Source organism: Lysobacter alkalisoli (genome assembly GCF_006547045.1).
In the GTDB taxonomy this organism is placed as follows: domain Bacteria; phylum Pseudomonadota; class Gammaproteobacteria; order Xanthomonadales; family Xanthomonadaceae; genus Marilutibacter; species Marilutibacter alkalisoli.
The window spans coordinates 3,800,726-3,821,242 of sequence record NZ_CP041242.1 but is presented as its reverse complement, the minus strand read 5'-3'; the positions used below and the strand labels follow the sequence as shown (position 1 = coordinate 3,821,242).

18 protein-coding genes are annotated in these 20,517 nt (G+C 69.6%); 5 read left to right on the top strand and 13 right to left on the bottom strand.

What is annotated here, in order from left to right; genetic code table 11:
• The first annotated feature begins 264 nt into the window (after positions 1 to 264).
• Positions 265 to 2,871 (top strand): ATP-dependent helicase HrpB, encoded by a 2,607-nt coding sequence (hrpB, locus tag FKV23_RS16875; protein ID WP_141624912.1) that lies wholly within the window; start codon positions 265 to 267, stop codon positions 2,869 to 2,871.
• Positions 2,872 to 3,029: 158 nt separating this feature from the next.
• Here hrpB and FKV23_RS16870 read toward each other — a convergent pair whose 3' ends face one another.
• The 5 genes from FKV23_RS16870 to FKV23_RS16850 all read right to left on the bottom strand — a co-directional run bounded on the left by FKV23_RS16870 (position 3,030) and on the right by FKV23_RS16850 (position 7,329).
• Entirely contained in the window at positions 3,030 to 4,166 is a 1,137-nt protein-coding gene (locus FKV23_RS16870; RefSeq protein ID WP_141624911.1) for a hybrid sensor histidine kinase/response regulator, read from the bottom strand.
• Between the two features lie 157 nt (positions 4,167 to 4,323).
• Positions 4,324 to 4,878 carry a pseudouridine synthase gene (locus tag FKV23_RS16865; RefSeq protein ID WP_141624910.1) on the bottom strand — a complete coding sequence of 185 codons (555 nt, stop codon included), beginning with the start codon at positions 4,876 to 4,878 and terminating at the stop codon, positions 4,324 to 4,326.
• 25 nt (positions 4,879 to 4,903) lie between these two features.
• Entirely contained in the window at positions 4,904 to 5,317 is a 414-nt protein-coding gene (locus tag FKV23_RS16860) for a PPC domain-containing protein (RefSeq protein WP_141624909.1), read from the bottom strand.
• 71 nt (positions 5,318 to 5,388) lie between these two features.
• Positions 5,389 to 6,264 carry a class I SAM-dependent methyltransferase gene (locus tag FKV23_RS16855; protein ID WP_141624908.1) on the bottom strand — a complete coding sequence of 292 codons (876 nt, stop codon included), beginning with the start codon at positions 6,262 to 6,264 and terminating at the stop codon, positions 5,389 to 5,391.
• A gap of 156 nt (positions 6,265 to 6,420) precedes the next feature.
• Positions 6,421 to 7,329, bottom strand: coding sequence for a LysR substrate-binding domain-containing protein (locus tag FKV23_RS16850; RefSeq protein ID WP_141624907.1), 909 nt, complete (start codon positions 7,327 to 7,329; stop codon positions 6,421 to 6,423).
• Between the two features lie 141 nt (positions 7,330 to 7,470).
• Here FKV23_RS16850 and FKV23_RS16845 point away from each other — a divergent pair, with 141 nt between their 5' ends.
• The 3 genes from FKV23_RS16845 to FKV23_RS16835 all read left to right on the top strand — a co-directional run bounded on the left by FKV23_RS16845 (position 7,471) and on the right by FKV23_RS16835 (position 9,459).
• A complete protein-coding gene (locus FKV23_RS16845; protein WP_141624906.1) occupies positions 7,471 to 7,671 on the top strand; it encodes a hypothetical protein in 201 nt (66 codons plus the stop codon).
• A 94-nt stretch (positions 7,672 to 7,765) separates the two neighbouring features.
• Positions 7,766 to 8,815 carry a DUF4344 domain-containing metallopeptidase gene (locus FKV23_RS16840; RefSeq protein WP_244244039.1) on the top strand — a complete coding sequence of 350 codons (1,050 nt, stop codon included), beginning with the start codon at positions 7,766 to 7,768 and terminating at the stop codon, positions 8,813 to 8,815.
• Positions 8,816 to 8,859: 44 nt separating this feature from the next.
• Positions 8,860 to 9,459 (top strand): class I SAM-dependent methyltransferase, encoded by a 600-nt coding sequence (locus FKV23_RS16835; protein ID WP_208543197.1) that lies wholly within the window; start codon positions 8,860 to 8,862, stop codon positions 9,457 to 9,459.
• Positions 9,460 to 9,553: 94 nt separating this feature from the next.
• Here FKV23_RS16835 and FKV23_RS16830 read toward each other — a convergent pair whose 3' ends face one another.
• Positions 9,554 to 11,797, bottom strand: coding sequence for an NADP-dependent isocitrate dehydrogenase (locus FKV23_RS16830; RefSeq protein WP_141624905.1), 2,244 nt, complete (start codon positions 11,795 to 11,797; stop codon positions 9,554 to 9,556).
• 256 nt (positions 11,798 to 12,053) lie between these two features.
• On the opposite strand from FKV23_RS16830, the gene FKV23_RS16825 reads away from it, so the two are divergent.
• Entirely contained in the window at positions 12,054 to 12,767 is a 714-nt protein-coding gene (locus FKV23_RS16825; RefSeq protein WP_167285356.1) for a CPBP family intramembrane glutamic endopeptidase, read from the top strand.
• Between the two features lie 15 nt (positions 12,768 to 12,782).
• Here the strand turns inward: FKV23_RS16825 and FKV23_RS16820 are convergent, their stop codons facing one another.
• The 7 genes from FKV23_RS16820 to FKV23_RS16790 all read right to left on the bottom strand — a co-directional run bounded on the left by FKV23_RS16820 (position 12,783) and on the right by FKV23_RS16790 (position 20,506).
• Positions 12,783 to 14,126 (bottom strand): DUF58 domain-containing protein, encoded by a 1,344-nt coding sequence (locus tag FKV23_RS16820; protein WP_244244038.1) that lies wholly within the window; start codon positions 14,124 to 14,126, stop codon positions 12,783 to 12,785.
• Complete coding sequence (locus tag FKV23_RS16815; RefSeq protein ID WP_141624903.1) at positions 14,123 to 15,154, bottom strand: AAA family ATPase; 1,032 nt, start codon at positions 15,152 to 15,154, stop codon at positions 14,123 to 14,125. The genes FKV23_RS16820 and FKV23_RS16815 overlap by 4 nt, the downstream gene beginning before the upstream one ends.
• The gene (locus FKV23_RS16810) at positions 15,151 to 16,359 is read right to left on the bottom strand and encodes a DUF4350 domain-containing protein (RefSeq protein ID WP_141624902.1); all 1,209 of its coding nucleotides are present in this window, start codon (positions 16,357 to 16,359) and stop codon (positions 15,151 to 15,153) included. Before FKV23_RS16810 ends, FKV23_RS16815 begins: the two co-directional genes overlap by 4 nt.
• Positions 16,356 to 18,044, bottom strand: coding sequence for a DUF4129 domain-containing protein (locus FKV23_RS16805; RefSeq protein ID WP_141624901.1), 1,689 nt, complete (start codon positions 18,042 to 18,044; stop codon positions 16,356 to 16,358). Before FKV23_RS16805 ends, FKV23_RS16810 begins: the two co-directional genes overlap by 4 nt.
• Positions 18,041 to 19,060, bottom strand: coding sequence for a stage II sporulation protein M (locus tag FKV23_RS16800; RefSeq protein WP_141624900.1), 1,020 nt, complete (start codon positions 19,058 to 19,060; stop codon positions 18,041 to 18,043). The genes FKV23_RS16805 and FKV23_RS16800 overlap by 4 nt, the downstream gene beginning before the upstream one ends.
• Positions 19,057 to 19,851, bottom strand: coding sequence for an RDD family protein (locus FKV23_RS16795; protein WP_141624899.1), 795 nt, complete (start codon positions 19,849 to 19,851; stop codon positions 19,057 to 19,059). The genes FKV23_RS16800 and FKV23_RS16795 overlap by 4 nt, the downstream gene beginning before the upstream one ends.
• 112 nt (positions 19,852 to 19,963) lie before the next feature.
• Positions 19,964 to 20,506: a gamma carbonic anhydrase family protein gene (locus tag FKV23_RS16790; RefSeq protein ID WP_141624898.1), complete on the bottom strand. Its 543-nt coding sequence runs from the start codon at positions 20,504 to 20,506 to the stop codon at positions 19,964 to 19,966.
• Positions 20,507 to 20,517 lie beyond the last annotated feature (11 nt).

Below are 20,517 nucleotides of genomic sequence, written 5' to 3'. Positions count from 1 at the left end.
AGACGCAGTCGGGGTTGCCGTTGCAGGGCCGTATGCGGCATGGATGCCGCATCCGAGCCCCCAAGGGTGAGGCCGCGCGCTTGCGAAGCATTGCTTCGCGCGCTGTCGAACGCCTGGAGGCCATGCCGGAGGGCCGGGCCCGCGAAGCGGGGGTTCGCGGCGTGTCCTGCAACGGCGACCCCGATTGCGTCCTTCCGTGAACTACCAAAACGGGTCATGCCGCTGCGCTCGGGATGACGGCTTCCCGGAAGCTCCCCGTATCCTATGCAGGTGAACCATCCCGACTTGCCCATCGACCCCCTGCTGCCGCAGATCCGCGACAGCCTTGCCGTGCATCCGCGGCTGGTACTGGAAGCGCCGCCGGGCGCCGGCAAGACCACCCGGGTGCCGCCGGCGCTGCTCGATGCGCCGTGGCTGCAGGGTCGGAAGATCGTGATGCTGGAGCCACGCCGGGTCGCGGCGCGGGCGGCGGCGATGTTCATGGCGCGCGAGCGCGGCGAGGCGGTCGGGGAAACCGTCGGCTACCGCATACGCTTCGATAACAAGGTGTCTGCGAAGACCCGGATCGAAGTGGTCACCGAGGGCATCCTGACCCGGATGATCCAGGACGATCCGATGCTGGAAGGTATCGGCGCACTGTTGTTCGACGAGTTCCACGAACGGCACATGGCCGCCGACCTCGGCCTCGCGCTTGCCCTCGACGTGCAGGCGTCACTTTATCCGGACCCCGGATCAAGTCCGGGGCCGGCTCTGCGCATCGTGGTGATGTCGGCGACGCTGGACGGCGCGCGGCTGGCGCAGTTCCTCGATGCACCTCGGCTGGCAAGCGAGGGGCGCAGCTTCCCGGTCGCGATCGAACACGTCCCGGCCCGCCGTGACGAGAAGCCCGAACACCAGATGCGGCGCGCGATCGAGCATGCGCTGGAAGCACACCCGGGGGACGTGCTCGCGTTCCTGCCGGGACGGCGCGAGATCTCGCGGGTGGAGGCGGTGCTGAGCCCGCTTTCGCCTGCGGAAGAGGGGGTGGAGGTATTGACCCTCCACGGCGACCTTCCCGTCGAACAGCAGACCCGGGTGCTGCAGCCTGCGACCGACGGCCGCCGGCGCGTCGTGCTGGCGACCAATGTCGCCGAATCCAGCGTGACCCTGCCGGGCGTGCGCGTGGTGGTCGATTCCGGACTCGCCCGCGAGCCGCGCTACGACCCCAACAGCGGTTTCGCGCGGCTGGACGTGGTCAACATTGCGCAGGCCTCGGCCGACCAGCGTGCCGGTCGCGCCGGCCGCGTCGCCGAGGGCTGGGCCTACCGGCTGTGGCCGCAGTCGCAGCGGCTGGAGCCACAGCGGCGGCCGGAGATCGCCCAGGTCGAACTGGCCGGGCTGGCGCTGGAACTGGCGGCCTGGGGCAATGCCGAACTGCGTTTCGTCGACCCACCGCCACCGGGGGCGCTCGCTGCCGCGCGCGAGCTGCTGCAGCGCCTCGGTGCACTGGACGCCGGCCCCCACCCTTCTCCGCAAGCGAGGGAGGGGATTTCAGGAATCACCCCGCTCGGCCGGCGCATGCTCGCGCTCGGCACCCATCCACGACTGGCGGCGATGCTGCTCGCATCCAGCTCGCAAAGCGAGACTGCACTGGCCTGCGACCTCGCCGCATTGATCGAAGCGCGCGATCCGCTGCTGCCTCGAAAAGGCGTGCAGCGCAGCGATGCCCTGGCCGAACGCTGGCAGGCGCTGGCGGCGTTCCGCACTGGCCGCGTGCCCGCAGATGCATCGCGCGCGTCGCTGGCCGCGATCGACCAGGCCGCGAAGCAATGGCGGCGACGGTTGCGAATCGATGCGCCGCCGCCGGTCGATCTGCCCGCGCATGCGCTCGGCGACGTGTTGCTGCATGCCTGGCCGGACCGGATCGCGCGCCAGCATCCCACCGATCCCTATCGCTATGCGCTCGCCAACGGCCGCATCGCGCGACTGTTCGACGACAGCATGCTCTACGGCGAGCCGTGGCTGGTGATCAGCGAATTGCGCGACGACGCCCGCGAAGCGCGCATCCTGCGCGCGGCCCCCCTGGATGAATCACGTTTGCGACGTGAGTTCCCGCAGCGTTTCACCCGCGAGGATCGCGTAGTGTGGGATGCGGAGAAACGTGCCATCGCCGCGATCCGCGAATCGCGTTTCGACCGCATCGTGCTCGACAGCCGGCCGCTGGCGAAACCGAATGAGAAGGAATGGTCGTCGAAGTACGCCGACGCTCTGGTCGATGCGGTGCGCCAACTTGGCCTCGATGCGCTGCCGTGGACCGAATCGCTGCGGCAGTGGCGTGCGCGGGTGCGCTGCCTGCGCGCGTGGATGCCTGAGCTGGCCGAGACCCTGCCCGATCTCTCTGATGCCACGCTGCTGGCCTCGCTCGACGACTGGCTGCGGCCGGCGTTGGCCGGCAGGACCCGGCTCGACGCGCTCGACGAACAGAGCTTCGGCGAAGCCCTGAAGTCGTCGCTCGACTGGGCCACGCGGCAACACATCGACACACTGGCGCCGCTGCGCATCGCGGTGCCGTCCGGCCTAGAACGCCGCATCGACTATGCCTGGGACGCCGCCGCCGGTACGCCGGTCGAACCGGTACTGGCGGTCAAGCTGCAGGAACTGTTCGGCCTCGCCGACACCCCGCGCATCGTCGGCGGGCGGGTGCCGCTGACCCTGCACCTGCTGTCGCCGGGCGGTCGTCCGTTACAGGTGACCCGCGATCTGCGCGGGTTCTGGGACCGCACCTACCCGGAGGTGAGGAAGGAGATGAAGGGGCGGTATCCGCGCCACCCATGGCCGGACGATCCATGGAGTGCCATGGCCACGCACAGGGCCAAACCACGGGGCACCTGAATTCCCGCCTGTGGCGACGGTGACACGGAAAGTGGCGGAAGTTTCACTCGGCGCGGCCGGACGATCCGTGGACAGCGCAGGCCACCCTCCGCGCCAAGCCGCGGCTGCGCCGATGGAGAACCGCGCGCCCGGCAGTGTATGCCGGGCAGAGCGGGCGCTCAGTCGCGCGCGACCGCGGCCGTAGCCTCCGGGTCCGGCGTTTCACAGGCGGCGGCAGCCTGCGCTTCCGGCAGTTCGATGATGAAGCGCGCACCGCCGCGCCGGCGCGATTCGTACCAGAGCTGGCCGCCGGCCTCGGCGACGATCTGCCGCGCCAGCGACAGGCCCAGACCGCTGGAGATGCCGTCCTCCTCCTCGGTCAGGCGGGTGAACGGCTTGAACAGATCGCGCTGTTGCGCGGGCGGGATGCCGGGGCCGCGGTCGGAGACCACGATCTGCCAGTAGCCGGGCGCCCCCATGCGCGCACTGAGGATCAACGGCGCGCCGGGTGCGTACTTGATCGCATTGGTGACCAGGTTCTCGGCGACCTGGCACAGCACGCGCTCATCGATCGCCACCAGGGCATCGCGCGGTGGCAGGTGCAGTTCGACGTCCATGCCGGTGGCCTCCAGCTGCACCTCGTAGCGCTGCAGCAGCCAGTGCAGGGTCGCCGAGACGCTGGCGCGGGCATCGCCGTTGCCCTTGCGGGCCTGGTGGCGGGTTTCCAGGTACTGGTGGATATAGCCGAGCGCGTCGGTCGCGCTTTCGTGGATGATGCGCAGGTAGCGCGGCACCCGTTCGGGCTTGCACTTGTCCTCCAGCAGCAGTTCGCTGGCGAACAGCGCGCTGGTCAGCGGGTTCTTGAGGTCGTGTGCGACCAGGCTGACCAGTTCCTCGCGCTCGCGTGCGACCCGCTCCAGCCGGTCGACGGTGAGCTTGAGGCCGATGTGGGCGTTGACCCGCGCCAGCAGCTCCTCGGGCAGGAACGGCTTGGTCACGTAGTCGACCACGCCGGCATCGAAGGCGCGCAGCAGCAGGTCGCGGTCGTGCGCGGCGGTGACGAATATCACCGGAATGCGGGTATGGGCTTCGCGCAGTACCGCCATCACTTCGAAGCCGTCCATGCTCGGCATCATCACGTCGAGCAGCATCAGGTCGAAGTCGGCCTCACCGCAAAGCGCCAGGGCTTCATCGCCGCTCGACGCAAGGGCGACTTCATAACCATGGCGGGTCAGCAGGGCGCTGACGACACGGAGATTCGCGGCCTGGTCATCCACCACCAGGATCCGGCCCTGGCTGTTGGCGGGTGTGGTCATTCGTTCTCGCCCCGGTACCCGCGGCCGCCCCCCGCGCCGCGTGAACCCATCGCTGAATTTCACGTCACGTTAGCAGATTCCATCCCGGTTGAATCGCCTTGCGGAGGGAAAAGCAGGTGTAAGTGTTGTCAGGGTGGATGCCCCGCCCCGACGACGGTCAGCGTGCCTCCAGGCGCCATTGCCCGGGTGCCAGGCCGGCCAGTGCGACGTCGCCGACCGCGACCCGAACCAGCCGCAGGGTCGGCAGGCCGACCGCCGCGGTCATCCGCCGCACCTGGCGGTTGCGGCCTTCGGTGATGGTCAGTTCCAGCCAGGCGTCGGGCACGGTCTTGCGGAACCGCACCGGCGGATCGCGCGGCCACAGTGCCGGCGCCGCGATCGACCGCACCCGCGCCGGCCGGGTCGGGCCGTCCTTCAGCACCACGCCGCGGCGCAATGCCGCCAGCCGGGCCTCGTCGGGCGTGCCTTCGACCTGCACCCAATAGGTCTTGGGCTGCTTGTGGCGCGGGTCGGTCAGGCGGTGGGCGAGGCGGCCGTCGTCGGTCAGCAGCAACAGGCCTTCGCTGTCGTGGTCGAGCCGCCCGGCCGGGTATACGCCGGCGGGCAGCCCGAAGTCGGCCAGCGTGCGCCGTGCCGGCATTCCGCCCTGCAGCCCACTGCGATCGGTGAACTGGCACAGCACGTTGAAGGGCTTGTTGAAGGCGATCAGCACGGCGCACGCCCCGCCCGGGGCGGGTTCAGTCGTCGCTGACGACGCTGGCCTTGATCGTGTAGGCACCCACCGCGTTCTCGCCGCTGCCGAGCGAATTGAGGCGGACGAGGTAATCGCCGGCGATGCTGGTCGAGGCCACGATCAGCGAGTTGGTGTCGCCGTCGGCACGGTCGTCGTTCTCGGCCAGCTTCGAGCCGTCAGGAGCGAACAGCACCAGCACCGGATCGAAATCGGTCGACTTGGCGCTGATCGCGATCAGCTGTCCGGCCTCGAGCCGGAGCGTGTAGTCCTGGTTGCGGCCGCCGTTGTCGCTGGGGCGGTTGGACTCGGACAGCTTGCCGCTGGTCTGGTGGCCGAGGCGCAGGCTCGGGTCTGCGGCATGGGCGGAGCCCAGAGCGAACAGGCCGGCGGCGAAGAGGGTCAGGGGAATCTTGCGCACATGAAATCCTTATGCAGGGGATAAAAGAGATGCCGGCACCGCGTTCTGTGACGCGGTGCCGGCATCGGCCATTATTCGGCCGGTTTCACAAAGCGCAAGGTCATCCGGTCGCTCTCGCCGATTTCCGCATACTTTTCCGCGTCGGCATCGTCGTGGCGGTTGCTTGGCGGCAGCGTCCACACGCCGTTCGGATGATCGGCGGTATCGGCCGGATTAGCGTTGATCTCGCTCCGGTCGGCCAGCTCGAAGCCGGCCGCGGTGGCCAGCTCGATCACCACCGCTTCGGTCAGGTAGCCGGACTTGTTCATGGCCTCGGCATCGGTGCCGGGTTTGGCACGGTGGTCGACCACACCTAGGGTGCCGCCGGGGGCCAGCACGTCGAAGAAGGCGCTGAAGTAGGCCTCGCCGTCGCCAGCGGCGACCCAGTTGTGGGCGTTGCGGAAGGTCACCACCGCGTCGGCCGAGCCGGCCGGGCCGAACGCCGGTGCCTTCGGGTCGAACACGCGCACTTCCGGCGCGCCGTAGACCTCGGGGTTGTCGGCGAACTTGGCGCGCAATTCCTCGTTGAGGCGATAGCGGTAACCGGGCTGGTCGGGGATCGCGTCGTCCCAGACCGCGGCGATGTAGGTGCCATCGTCGCGCAGGTACGGAGCGAGGATCTCGGCGTACCAGCCGCCGCCCGGGGTGATCTCGATGACGGTCTGGTCCGGCGCGATGCCGAAGAACGCCAGCGTCTCGGCCGGGTGGCGGTACTTGTCGCGGGCGGCGAAATCGGAGGTGCGCCAGTTGCCGGCAACGGCGGCGGCCAGGGCATCGGCCGCCGAGGGGGCCGGGTCGGCGGCCTCGGTGGTCGCGGTGTCGGTGTCGGTGGCGGGTGCCGGGTCCTGCGCGGTGCAGGCTGCGAGCAGCAGCACAGGGACGAGTGTGGCAAGCAAGGTGCGGGTCATGCGTAAGCCTCCAGCGAACGGGGGGCACAGCCTAGCCCGGATGGCTCACCCTGTCCTGCCGTGAGCTGTCCCGCCTGTCGGCGCATGCCGGTCGTGACCTGTCATCGGCGGGCTGCGCGGGGTAATGGCGAGATGCCCGGGCCGGCCCGCAACTCTTCAGGCATTCGCTTCAAGCGTCGCCGCATAGGCCTGGGCTTCGGCCAGCAACCAGTCGCGGAAGGCCTGCAGGCCGGCATGGTCGGCCGAGCGTTGCGGATACGCCAGGTAGTGGGCGTAGTGGGTGCGCAGGCGCGCCTCGCTGAGCCGCACCAGCTGGCCCGATTCGATCAGCAGGCGCGCGCGGGTCAGCCGGCCCAGCGTCACGCCGACCCCGCTGGCGGCGGCGCGCAACAGCGCTTCGGTGTCGTCGAAGTTGGCCGCGTAGCGCGCCGGCGGTTCGCCGCCGTGCGCGGCGAACCAGGCCAGCCACTGCTCGTTGCCGTCGTCCGGTTCGCCCAGAAGCGGCCAGGTGTGAAGCTCCGCCATCTTCGGCGGACCACCGAGGCGGGCGACCAGCTCGGGGCTGGCGACCGGCGCCACCCATTCGTCGAACAGGTGCTCGCTGGCCAGCCCCGGCCAGTGTCCGCGGCCGATCCGCAGCGCGGCGTCGACTTCGCGCTCGCGTTCGAAATCGATCGCGGTCGCGGTCGACTGCAGGTTGATCTGTACCTGTGGGTGCGCGGCGAGGAACCCGCCCAGTCGCGGCACCAGCCAGGCCGAGGCCATCGACGGGGTCACGCTCAGGGTCAGCACGTCGTCGTGACGCGGGCCGTACGGGCGCAGCGCCTGCTCGAGTGCGTCCAGGTGCGGTGCGACCCGGCTCATCAGGTGCTGGCCGTCGGCGGTCAGCTTCACCCCGCGCGAACTGCGTTCGAACAGGCGCCGGCCGAGCCGTTCCTCCAGGCCGCGGACCTGGTGGCTGAGCGCGCTCACGGTCAGGTGCATCGACTCGGCGGCGCGGGTCAGGTTGCCGGCGCGGGCGGCGGCGGCGAAGCCGAGCAGGGCGTGCAGGGGTGGGCGGGCCATGATCGATCCTTTCTTGAACAAAATTCAATGAAGCCTTGCGTAACTATCGCTTTTTAGGTGATTGGCGCAAGCGTATCTTGCAACCTACTTGATAGGGCCGTCCACTCCTCCCCCACCCGGCCCGCTACCTGGAGATCGATCATGAGCATCTACAAAGACCTGCTGTTCCTGCACGGCTACCGGAGCGACCTCGCGGTGGCCGACGACATCGAGCAGACCCGGACGGCCCCGGTCGCCGCCGACGGCAGGGCGAACCGATCGGACCACATCAGGCCCCGCGTGGAATCGGGCGCCGGACGCACCGCCGTGCCCCCGATGCCAGCAGCCGGAGGCTGTGCCTGAGAACGGAATGCCACCCCGGCGCGGTTCCTCTCCACGGCGGCAGGCACTACCATCGCCCCGTCGTATCTGCGACCGGACGGGGAGATCGCGCAAGTTGCGGAAGGGCTGGATCATCGCGATCGCATTGGCTGTCGTCGCCATCGCCGCCGGCGCAGGCAGCCATGCCGGCAGGTCGACGGCGCCGATGGGGATGCTGGCGCAGGGCCTGCCGGAAGCCCCGGGGCGGTCGCTGATGCGATCGCTGATCCGGCCGGTGGTGCGGCCACGGCCGGTCCTTCCCGGCGAGCGCGAGAAGCGGGGCGGGCCGGCGTTCGAGTACGAGTACATCGCCCCGCGTTCACCGGAACTGCAGCCGATCCATCAACGCGTGCGCGAGGCGGACCTGCTGCACCACCTGCCCGAAGTGGAGGCGATCGACGGCCTGTTCCTGCTGCCGTACGCGTTGCGTTTCGTCACCGCCGAGTGCGAGCAGTTCGGCGCGTTCTACGTGCCCGCGACGCACGAGGTGGTGCTCTGCTACGAGACGCTGGAGGTGCTGTATGAGCGCGGCGAACAGCTGCGCGAAGACAACGGTTTCGACGCCGGCTACCCGCAGCGCTATGCCCTGGCCAACCTGCGTTTCATCGTCCTGCACGAAACCGGACACGCCCTGATCCACCTGCTCGACCTGCCCGTCACCGGACGCCAGGAAGATGCGGTCGACCAGCTGGCGACCATGCTGATGCTGCACTTCGCCGGCACCGACGAGTCGCCGCAGCAGGTCGCCGAGAATCTGCGTATGGCCGCCAACTGGTTCCTGGTGCGCAGCACCGGCGCCTACAACCTCGACGCCTATGCCGATGAGCATGCACTCGGCGAGCAGCGCTATTTCAACCTGCAATGCCTGCTGTACGGCAGCGATCCGGTGCGCCTAGTCGACACCGTCACCGACGGCGACCTGCCGCCGGCGCGCGCGCAGCGCTGCCCGCAGGAGGCGCAGCAGATCAAGCGCGCCTGGCTGCGCCTGCTGCTGCCGCACCTGGCGCCGAAGTACGAAATGAGCGAAGCCGAGGCCAACCACTACCTCGAGCAGCAGCAGCGCGAACGCGAGCGCCACGGCCAGCGGCCATATGTGCGTGGCCCTGCCCCGGCCACCGCTCCGTGAGTCCCTCCCGGTGTCCGCTGTGCTCCGCAACGGACACGAGGCCTTTGGCCCGTGTCGCCTCGCGTCGCTATTTCGAATGCGGCGGCTGCGACCTGGCCTTCATGGCCGGCGAGGACCTGCCCTCGCCGGCCCAGGAGCGGGCGATCTATGAGCAGCACCAGAACGATCCTTCCGATCCCGGGTACCGCGCTTTCCTCAACCGGCTCGTGGAACCGCTCGCCGAGCGCCTGTCGCCTGGCATGCGCGGATTGGACTTCGGTGCCGGTCCGGGCCCGGCCCTGGCCCTGATGCTGGGCGAGCGCGGCTTTCCCACGCTGTCATGGGATCCGATGTTCGAGCCGCATGAGGCGTTGCTCGACAGCCGCTACGACTTCGTGACCTGTAGCGAGACCGTGGAGCATTTCCATCGGCCCGGCATCGAGTTCGAGCGACTGGCGGCGCTGCTGCGCCCGGGCGGCTGGCTCGCGATCATGACCCAATGGCGCCTGCCCGGTGCCGCGTTCGATCGCTGGGGCTATGTGCGCGACCCCACCCACGCCTGCTTCTTCTCCGAGCGCACGTTCGGCTGGCTCGCGGTCAGGCATGGCCTGCGGCTGGAGACGCCGGCGCGTCACATCGCCTTGTTGCAGCGCGGTGATGCCTGACCCGGCAGTGCAGCGACCGGCAACATAACGACCGGGAACACAACGAAAAGGCCCGGCATGATGCCGGGCCTCCTGTTTCGCGGAACGCGCCGGCTCAGCCGGCCAGCGAATCGATCACCGCGTTGAGCGTGCTGCTCGGCCGCATCGCCGCGGCGAGCTTGCCGAAGTCCGGGTGGTAATAGCCACCCATGTCGACCGGCTGGCCCTGCACCGCGATCAGCTCCTCGACGATCTTCGCCTCGTTGTCGGCCAGCGCCTGCGCGACCGGGGCGAAGGTCGCCTTCAGTTCGGCGTCGTCGTCCTGGGCGGCCAGTGCCTGCGCCCAGTACATCGCCAGGTAGAAGTGGCTGCCGCGGTTGTCGATGCCGCCGAGCTTGCGGGTCGGCGACTTGTCGCTGTCGAGGAACTGGCCATTGGCGACGTCGAGCGCATCGGCCAGCACCTTCGCCCGCGCGTTGCCGGTGGTCTCGGCCAGGTGCTCGAGCGAGGCCGCCAGCGCAAGGAACTCGCCCAGCGAATCCCAGCGCAGGTAGTCGTCCTGCTCGAACTGCTGCACGTGCTTGGGCGCGCTGCCGCCGGCGCCGGTCTCGAACAGGCCGCCGCCGGCCATCAGCGGCACCACCGACAGCATCTTGGCGCTGGTGCCCAGCTCCATGATCGGAAACAGGTCGGTCAGGTAGTCGCGCAGCACGTTGCCGGTGACGCTGATCGTGTCCTTGCCGGCGCGGATGCGTTCGAGCGAGAACTTCATCGCCTCGACCGGCGCCATGACATGGATCTCCAGACCGCTGGTGTCGTGATCCTTCAGATAGGCCTCGACCTTGGCCGCGAGGTTGCGGTCGTGCGCGCGCTGCGGGTCGAGCCAGAACACCGCCGGAGTGTTGCTCAGGCGTGCGCGGGTGACCGCCAGCTTGACCCAGTCGCGGATCGGCGCGTCCTTGGTCTGGCACATGCGCCAGATGTCGCCGGCCTCGACTTCGTGCTTCATCAGCACGGCGCCGGCCTCGTCGAGCACCTCGACCACGCCGTCGGCGGGAATCTTGAAGGTCTTGTCGTGGCTGCCGTACTCCTCGGCCTTCTGCGCCATCAGGCCGACGTTGGGCACGCTGCCCATCGTCGCCGGGTCGAACGCGCCGTGCGCCCTGCAGTCATCGATCACCGCCTGGTAGATGCCGGCGTAGTTGCGGTCCGGGATCACCGCCTTGGCATCCTGCAACTCGCCGGCCGGGTTCCACATCCGGCCACTGTCGCGGATCATCGCCGGCATCGACGCGTCGACGATGATGTCGCTGGGCACGTGCAGGTTGGTGATGCCCTTGTCGGAGTTGACCATCGCAAGCTGAGGGCGCTCGCCGTACAGGGCGTCGATATCGGCCTTGATCTCAGTGGCAACGCTTTCGTCCAGCGACGGCAGCCGCGCGTACAGGTCGCCGATGCCGTTGTTCGGGTCGAAGCCGGCCTCGGCCAGCACCGCCGCGTGCTTGTCCAGCACCGGCCCATAGAACTCGCTGACCGCGACACCGAAGATGATCGGGTCGGACACCTTCATCATCGTCGCCTTCAGGTGCAGCGAGAACAGCACGTCCTGCGCGCGCGCATCGTCGATCTGCGCGCGGATGAAGGCGGCCAGCGCCTTCGCGCTCATGCAGGTGGCGTCGATCACCTCGCCCTCGGTGACCTTGACCCCGGTCTTGAGCATGTTGCTGCGGCCATCGCTGCCGGTCAGCCGCACCTTGACCGTGCCGGCCTGCTGGATCACGACCGACTGCTCGCTGCCGTAGAAGTCACCGGCGTCCATGTGCGCGACGTGCGACTTCGAGTCCGGGCTCCACTTGCCCATCCGGTGCGGGTGCTTGCGCGCGTAGTTCTTGACCGAGGCCGGCGCGCGGCGGTCGGAATTGCCCTCGCGCAGCACCGGATTGACCGCGCTGCCCTTGGTGCGGTCGTAGCGGGCCTTGATCTCGCTCTCCTGCTCGCCCTTGGGCTCCTCCGGGTAATCCGGCAGCGGGTAGCCCTGCGCCTGCAATTCCTTGATCGCCGCCTTCAGCTGCGGCACCGAGGCGCTGATGTTCGGCAGCTTGATGATGTTGGCCTCGGGCTTGGTCGCCAGCGCGCCCAGCTCGGCCAGGTGGTCGCCGACCTTCTGGTCATCGGCCAGCACATCCGGGAACTGCGCCAGGATCCGCCCCGCCAGCGAAATGTCGCGCGTCTCCACCGCCACCCCGGCGGTGCCGGCGAAGGCCTCGATGATCGGCAGCAGCGACTGCGTCGCCAGCAGCGGGGCTTCGTCGGTGAGGGTGTAGATGATCCGAGGGGTGTTGCCGGTGGACTGGGTCATGTGGGGATTCGACTCGAAAGCGGTGGACGGGCGCTGTCGCGCGACGGCGCAGGCACGGAAACGCCGGCCATTGTCTCAACCGCGCCGAGTCAGAGCAAAGGCAAGGACCCTACGGGGTGGCATGGGGGTATGCCGGTGGGGCATGTGCACGGAACGATGCTGGCATGTCCCCACGGACATCGTCCTGATGGACAACGCCGAAGCCCCGTCCGACACTCCGGCGTGAAGCCGCCACGGGGGGCGGGGAGGGATGCATGTGCACATCGCGACCTACTCACTGACATTCGCCGTGATGGCGCTGCTGCTCGCGCTGGCCGCGATGCCGTTCGACCGCCGCATCGGAGTCGCGACTGCGGCGCTGTTCGCGCTCTACCTCGGCCTGGACGATCTCGATACCGCACTGCCGACCGCGGTGGCCGCGGCCGATCTGCTCGGTGGCCGCTGGAACTGGTCAGGCAAGGTCTACAGCCTGCTGCTGGCGGCGGTGGTGATCTGGATCTTCCGGCTCAGGCCCGATGCGGTGGGATTGACCTTCAGGCAGCGCAACCTGCGCGCATCGATGATCGCACTGGTGTTGCTGGTCGCGCTGGGGGCGGCGCTGGGTTTCGCCTTCGATCCGGATACGCCCTCGTTCGAGACGCTCGCGTTCCAGGCGACGATGCCGGCGCTGGCCGAAGAGCTGGCCTATCGCGGGGTCGCGCCCGCCCTGCTGCTCGGCCTGATCGGTCGCAAGGCGCCGCCCGGGCAGGTGCCGTGGGCGGTGGTGGTGGTGACCGCGGTGATGTTCTCGCTGTGGCACGGGCTCGGCTACGGCCGCGACGGGTTCTCGTTCGAGCCGGTATCGGCGTCGTTCACCCTCGTCGGCGGGCTCGCCTATGGCTGGATGCGCTTCAACAGCGGCAGCCTGCTGTTCCCGCTGCTCGCGCATGCGCTCGGCAACCTGGTGTTCCAGTTGACCGCGTTCGTGTGAGTTGCAGGGCGAGACCTACAGCAGGCCGTCGCGCTTGACCGCCAGGTAGCGTTCGACCAGCGAGGCGGCGAGCTGGTCGCAGGTGACGTCGAGGACCATCACGCCGTGGTTGCGCAGGGCCTCGTGGGCGGCGTTGCGCTGTTGCAGGTACTGGGCGGTGGCGCCGGCGCGGATCGCGTCGGGCAGGTCGTGGACTTCGCGGGCAAGGGCGTTGTCGAGGGCGACTTCGCGCAGGCTGGCGACGCAGACCAGGTGTCGCTTGCGCAGCAGCTGCACCGCAGCGAGCACGTCGTCCATGTCCTCGTCGCGCAGGTTGGTGACCAGCATCACCAGCGAGCGGCGCCGCTGGCGCACCGACAGTTCGGTGGCGGCGGCGAGGAAGTCGGTGGCGACCGGCGACGGCTGCAACGCATAGCTGCCACGCAGCAGGCCCTCGATCGCGCCGGCACCGCGTCGTGGCGGTACCCAGGTGGTGTCGCCGCCGGCAGCGAGCAGGCCGACCGCGTCGCCCTGGCGCAGGGCGAGATAGGCGACCACCAGCGCGGCGTCGAGCACATGGTCGAAGTGGGCCATGCCCTTGCCATCCGCAAGGTCGTCGCGGGCGAGCAGGCGGCGGCCGGTGTCGAGCAGCAGCACCAGTTGCTGGTTGCGCTCGTCCTGGTATTCGCGCGAGATCAGCTTGTGCGAACGCGCGGTGGCTTTCCAGTCGATCTGGCGCAGGCTGTCGCCAAGCCGGTATTCGCGCAGCTGATGGAAGTCGGTGCCCTCGCCGCGGCGGCGCTTGACGTGCGCGCCGACCAGTCGCGAGGCCTGCTCGGCGGAGAACATCGCGAACTTGGCCAGCGGCGCGAAGTTCGGGAACACCCGCACCGCTTGCGGCTCGCCGGCCACGCGCAGCTGGGTCCACAGCCGCCACGGCGCGTGCAGGCGCAGCTGGGTGCCGTCGAACACGAAGTCGCCGCGCTCGTGCGCGCGCAGGTGGTAGTCGAAGCGGGCGGACTCGTTGCGGCCCAGGTCGAGCCGCCGTGGCAGACCGTGCAGGGCCCAGCCGACCGGATGCAGGTCGAACACGTCCATGCGCTGGCGACGGGTCGATTCGAAGGCCAGTGTCACCGGCCGTTCGATGCCGATCGGCCAGGTGTCGGGGATGCCGCGCTCGACCTGTGGCAACGGCTGCCGCCATAGCCGCACGAGGTCGGTCAGCGCGAGCAAGGCGAGCGCCGCTCCCGCCGCCTGCCACCACAGGGCCGGCAGCCAGCCGATGCTGGCAGCCAGGCCGAGCGCGGCCCAGCACGCGAGCAATGCGAGCAGGGCCGGGGCGGGGCGGGGCCAGCGCCGGCGTGGCACAGGCGCCGTCACTGCCGCGGCGCCTCCACCTTGGCCAGCAGGGCCTTGAGCACGGCGTCGGGAGTCTGGCCCTCGATCTGCAGCTCCGGCGCCAGTGCGATGCGGTGGCGCAGTGCCGGCAGGGCGATCTCGCGGACGTCGTCGGGGGTGACGAAGTCGCGGCCGGCCAGCACCGCCTGCGCGCGCGCGGCCCGCACCAGGGCGAGGCTGCCGCGCGGGCCGGCGCCCATCGCGATGCCGGCCCAGTCGCGGGTCGCGGCGACGATCCGCACCGCGTAGTCGATCACCGCGTCGTCGACGGCGACCTGCGCGGTGGCGGCCTGCATCGCGACGATGTCGTCGGGGCCGGCCACGCACTGCACCTGCGACAGGTCGAACGAGGCCGCGGTCTGGCCACGGCTGACCGCGGCGACCATGCGCTTCTCGTCGTCGCGGTCCGGGTAGTCGATCAGTACCTTGAGCAGGAAGCGGTCGAGCTGGGCCTCGGGCAGCGGGTAGGTGCCTTCCTGCTCGACCGGGTTCTGGGTCGCCATGGTCATGAACGGCGGCGGCAGCGGGAAGCTCTTGCCTTCGATCGTGACCTGCAGTTCGGCCATCGCCTCCAACAGTGCCGACTGGGTCTTGGCCGGGGCGCGGTTGATCTCGTCGGCGAGCAGCAGGTGGGTGAAGATCGGCCCGCGGCGGATGTTGAAGGTCTCGCTCTTCGGGTTCCACACCGCGTGGCCGCTGATGTCGCTGGGCATCAGGTCGGGGGTGAACTGCACGCGCGCGTAACTGCAGTCCAGCGCCTGCGACAGCGACCGCACCAGCAGGGTCTTGCCGAGGCCGGGCACGCCTTCGATCAGCACGTGGCCGCCGGCGAGCAGGGCGACCAGGATCTGGTCGAGCACCTCGGGCTGGCCGATGAAGGCCTTGCCGACCTCGTCGCGGATGGCGGCGGCGCGCTCGGCCAGCCCGTCACCGGCAACTGCGGTTGTGACAGGCGAGGCTTCGGCGGACGGGGGCGCAGCATGCTGCGGTGGAAGTTCGTTGGCGGTCATAGCTGATTCCTCAACCGGATCAGGGTGGCAATGCGGGAACGGAACGCGGCGTGGTCGCGCGCGGGAGGGGCGGACAGGGCGATGCGCACGTCGTCGGCACTGACCGTGAGCGTGTCCTTGAAGCGTTCGGCGATCAGTGCCGCTTGAGCGTCGCCTTCGAGCGCGGCGGCCTGTGGATCGCGCCGGCGCAGGCGGGCGAGGAAGGCCGCACGCACCGCGGCATGCAGTACATGGCCGTAGCCGTAGCGGTAGATGTGCTCGCCGCTGGCGGTGACATGTTCGAGCAGCGAGCGGCGCTCGCCGATCGGCGACGGCAGCTGTGGCCCGAAACGCTGCATGCGCGACCACAACCAGGCCAGCAGCGCCAGCAGCAGCGGCAGCCAGGCCATCCAGCTGTTGGCGGCCAGCCAGCGCCAGAACGATGGCATCTCCGCCGCGTACAGCAGGTGCGCGGTGCCGGCCTTCCAGTTGGGTTCCAGCAGCTGCCGGGCCAGCACGATGTGCGGGCCGTCGCGCAGTTTGTCGTTGGTCATGAAGTCGAGGCCGGCGATCACGTCCACCGTGCCCTCGCCATACGGCAGGCGTGCGTAGACGAGGTGGCCGTTCTCGTCCTTCCAGCGATGCAGCGGGCCGATCGCGCCGGTTCCGAAGCGCTGGCCGCCGCAGAACTCGACATGGCTCTCCTCTCCGTCGACCAGCAGCGGCACGCAGGGCCGGGGGGCCTTGGCCAGCATCACGTCGAGGGCTTCGAACAGGGTGTCCTGGCGCCCCGCGCCGGCCTCGAGCCGCGACTGGCGCGGGAACAGCGAATCGACCATGCCCGACGGTGGAGTGCGCACCACCAGGTGGCCGCCCCCGTCGACCCAGTCGAGCAGGGTGTCGGCATCGATCTGCGACATCCGGCCCGGATCGTTGAGCACGACCACGGTGTCGCGTGGGCCGAGCGTGGCTTTGCGGCTGTCCAGGCGCTGGCGCATGTCCACCGTCCAGCCGTCCTCGCGCAGGGCCAGGCCGAGCACGTACAGCGGGTTGTAGGTGATCTCGCCGGTGCGTGGCAGCTCGATCTCCTCCTCGACCCGCTCATGGGTCGAGTACCACCACCAGCCGACCGCGCCGAGCAGCGGCAATGCGATCGCCACCGCGAGCAGCGTCCACAGCGTCTGCCGGCGCGAGCTCGGGCGTGATGTGGCCGGCGCCGCGCTCATGCCGCGCCTCCGCCGCTGGCGAACGAGCCTCTCGAAATCCAGCCGAAGCGCCCGCCGAGGGTGTCGAGCAGCTGTTCGAAGGCATTGTCGTCGGGCAATCGGCCGGCGTAGGCCGCGTACTGCCACAACCGCACCATCGAGGCGAAGGCATCGCGGTCGCCGGCCTCGGGCATCCGGCGCGAGGCGCGCAGGCAGGCCGCTTCGGTCGCGCCCGGCACCAGCACCACGCCGGCGCGTTCGCGCACCACCTCGACACTGGCGCGGTACATCAGCGCCAAAGCCTCGCGGTGGCGGCCGGCGTTCCACAGTGCCCGTGCCGCGGCCGGGATGTCGTCGGGCAACGGGGCGTCCTCGATCAGGGCATCGTGGACGATCGGGTCGGGTTCACGCCGCTGCGCATCGACCGCCCCGCGCAGCCAGCCGATCCAGCGCGGCATGGTCGCCAGCAGGATCGCCACCAGCACCCCCAGCAGCAGCCACAGGCCGTATTTGCCGATCAGCGCGATGACGGTGCCGATGGCTTTCAGCGCCGGGGCGTCGGAGTTTGAGGGCTTGTGGTCTTTCTTCTCGTTGCGGTCGCGCCGCTGCCAGGTCGTCACCGTGCGCTTGCGGGTGACGCTGGGGTCGTCATAGGCGCGGGCGACCGACTCGCTCAGCCCGTCGGCATCGGCGATGCCGCGGAACACCTTCGGCAGGGTGGACTTCTGCAGGTGGTCGCGACGGCGTGGCGGGGAAGCATCATCTTCCGTGGCGGTTTCGCCTTCATCGCTGTCTTCGCTGGTGTCGGCTTTTTCCCGGACCGGCTTGTCGAGCTTGCGCTGCGACAGCGGCCGCACCGGGCCGTCGATCTCCTGCGCCGATGCCGGCACGGTGGAGGCCGCCAGCAGGCCGCCGCCGAGCGCGACCGCAAGCAGCAGCGGCGTGGCGGTGCGGGCCAGCCGCGAGGCCAGCCGGCGCAGCACGATCTCGATGTCCCAGCCCTCGATCTGGGTGCGCCGGTTGAGGTACAGGCCGAAGCCGGCGCCGACATAGAACGGTTCGATCGCGCAGGTCGCCAGCCACACCAGGGTATTGGTGAGCAGGTCCAGCCACAGCGGCTGTTCGCGCATCAGGGTCAGGAAACCGTTCCAGGCCCCGGTCAGGTGTTCGGGCGGGATGAACAGGAATGCCAGCGCGTTGAACCCGAGGTACACCGCCAGTTCGAAATGCAGGCAGATCGCCGTGACCAGCACGCCGATGCCATAGACCGGCCCGGCCAGGGCGCGACGGCGCTGGCGCGCGGCCGCGCCCTGGCCGCCTTCGAGCAGATCGACCGGCAGGTTCAGCGCGCGCACCGGGCTGAGCCGGCGCCAGGTCAGGTGGGCCGGCATCCAGCGCAGGCCCCAGTTGAACTGCGCGCGCAAGGTGCGGGCGGGGCCCGGGACGTCGCCGAACACCGCGTGCGAGAGCACATAGAGCGGGATGCGGTCGTACAGCGGCTTGAGCCACCACATCAGCAGCGGCGCCAGCCACATCACGCCGAGCGACCAGGCCAGCAGATTGCACAGCACCAGCATCGGGATGGTCAGCAGCAGCCACGGCTTCCAGATTGCGGCGGCGTGGCGACGGGTCAGCGCCGTGCCCAGCTCCACCGCTTCCCACGCGGTACGCGGACGCAGGGCGACGGTCAGCGACTCCAGGTTCATGCCGCGCCTCCGTCGTGTTCGCCGGTGGGTCCGAGATGGCGGCCGCCGAGCAGCAGCCAGCCGAGCACCAGCGTCCACAGGCCGGCGCCGACCGAGTACTTGATCCATGCCGGCATCCACGCGATCGACGACCAGAACGCCTCCACGAACGCCGCGAACACCAGCATCGCGAACACCCCCAGGCACAAGCGCGCACCGCGGATGCCGCCCTCGACCAGCGCATCGATGCGCCGCCGCCGTCCCGGCGCGACCAGGTTCAGGCCCAGCCGCAGGCCGGCGCCGCCGGCGATCACGATTGCGGTCAGTTCCGGCGCCGAATGGCCGGCGACGAAGCGCCAGAACGGATCGCCGTGGCCGACCGCCTGCAGGTGCCCGGCCACGCCGCCGATGCTCACGCCGTTGAACAGCAGCACCAGCACCGTGCCCAGTCCGGCCAGCAGGCCGCTGGCGAACGTGCGGAAACCGATGCTGACGTTGTTCCAGATGTAGTAGCCGAACATCGCCAGGTCGGTTTCGCTGTCGCGGCCGAGCTTGCGCTCCGGGTCTTTCGGGTCGTACATGTTCTCGAACCCGGCCAGCTGGAGCGGGTCGAACAGGCTGCTGGCCAGCTCCGGTTTGAGCTGGATGGCGACGAAGATCACCACCAACGGCAGCGCGAACAGCGCCAGCGAGGCCAGCATGCAGCCGCGCTCGGCACGCACCTGGCGCGGGAACCCCGACAGCAGGAATTCCAGCGCCACATGCCAGCGCGGCGGCGGGGTGCGGTAGAGCAGGCTGTGGCCACGCTGCATGATCTGCTGCAGGCGCTCGACCAGCACCGGGCTGTAGCCGCGCCGCCGGGCCAGCGCCAGCTGCTGGCACAGGCGGCGGTAGCGGGCCGGCATCTCATGGTCGGCGATGCCGTCCCAGCCGCGCCGCTCGTTGCGCGCCTTGCGGGCCTGGCCGCGGGCGTCGAGCCAGCGTTCCAGCGCCAGCCATTCGGGCTCGTGGCGGCGGACGAAGAGTTCCTGCTTCATCCGTGCTGTCCAGATCCGTGCTGTTCAGAGCCATGCTGTTCAGAGCCGTGCTGTCCAGAGCCGTGCGGTCCAGGGTCGCGCCGCCCCAGCAGGCCATTGGCGATGCCGTACAGGCGCTGCACTGCCGTGTCGCCACGTGCCTGCAGCCAGGGCGAGCCCAGTTCGGCCAGCTCGATCTGGCGTGCCTGTGTGAGCCGCGGCGCGCGTTCGGCGAAGGCGACCAGCGCCGCCTGCTCGTGCGGCAGCAGCACGACCGGCGCGGCCATCGGTTCGGCGGGCGGGGTGGTGGCCGGCGGCGGGGTGCGGCTGTCGTGCACGACCAGGGTGCCGGCGACCATGTCGCCGATACGCCGCCCCCACGGATCGCCGAAGCTGACCAGCAGGCCCAGCGCATAACCGAACGGCAGCATGTCGACCACCCGCAGCAGGTTGCGCGCGAACGCCGCCAGCCAGCCGACCGGGGCGCCGTTGGCGGCGATCACCCGCAGCCCGAGTGCGCGCTTGCCCGGCGTGCGTCCGCCCCACAGCACCTCGAATGCGATCGGGTACAGCCAGAACACCGAGAACAGCAGGATCAGGTACGGGCCCATGCTGCCGCGGCCGAGCATGCCCACCACCATGCTGCCGGCCACCAGTATCGCCATGCGCAGCATGAAGTCGATCAGCCAGGCCAGCGCTCGCGGCATCGGCCCGGCCGCAGGCAGACGCAGCGCGACGCCTTCGGGAGTGACGACTTCGCGGCAGGTGTCGAGTACGGGCACCGCGGCGGCCCTGCCGTCAATCACTGCCATGCCTTGAACATCCCCACATCGTGAATCCCTGCACTGCGCCCCCGTACCGGCGAAATCTTCAACGAAACAGCTTCCGGTCCTTTTCCGCTTTGGAAAGCCTGTCCCGAAGCCCTCAACTACCGGTGATGCCGAGGTACCGATCCTTCAATCGCATGTAATGCTGCGCGCTGTATTGCAACTGTTCGATCTCGCGATTGTCCAGTTTTCGCACGAACCGGGCCGGATTGCCAAGCCACAGTTCCGCCTCACCGACGGTCTTGCCCGGCGCCAGCACCGCGCCGGCACCGACAAAACCGAAGCGCGAGACGGTGGCGCCGTCGAGGATCTTCGCGCCCATGCCGATCAGGGCGAACTCGTGCACGGTGCAGGCATGGATGATCGCGCCGTGGCCGACGGTGACGTCGTTGCCGATCACCGTCGGCAGTCCGCCCGGGCGGGTGAACGGGCCCTCGTGGGTGACGTGGACGATGGTGCCGTCCTGGATGTTGGTGCGGGCGCCGATCTCGATGCGGTTGACGTCGCCGCGGACCACGCAGCCGGGCCAGATCGAAACGTCGTCGCCGATCGTGACCGCGCCGATCACGGTCGCGGCGGGGTCGATGTAGACGCGCTCGCCGAGGCTGGGAAAAGTGTCGAGGTAGGGGCGCAGGGTCATGCGTCGATTGT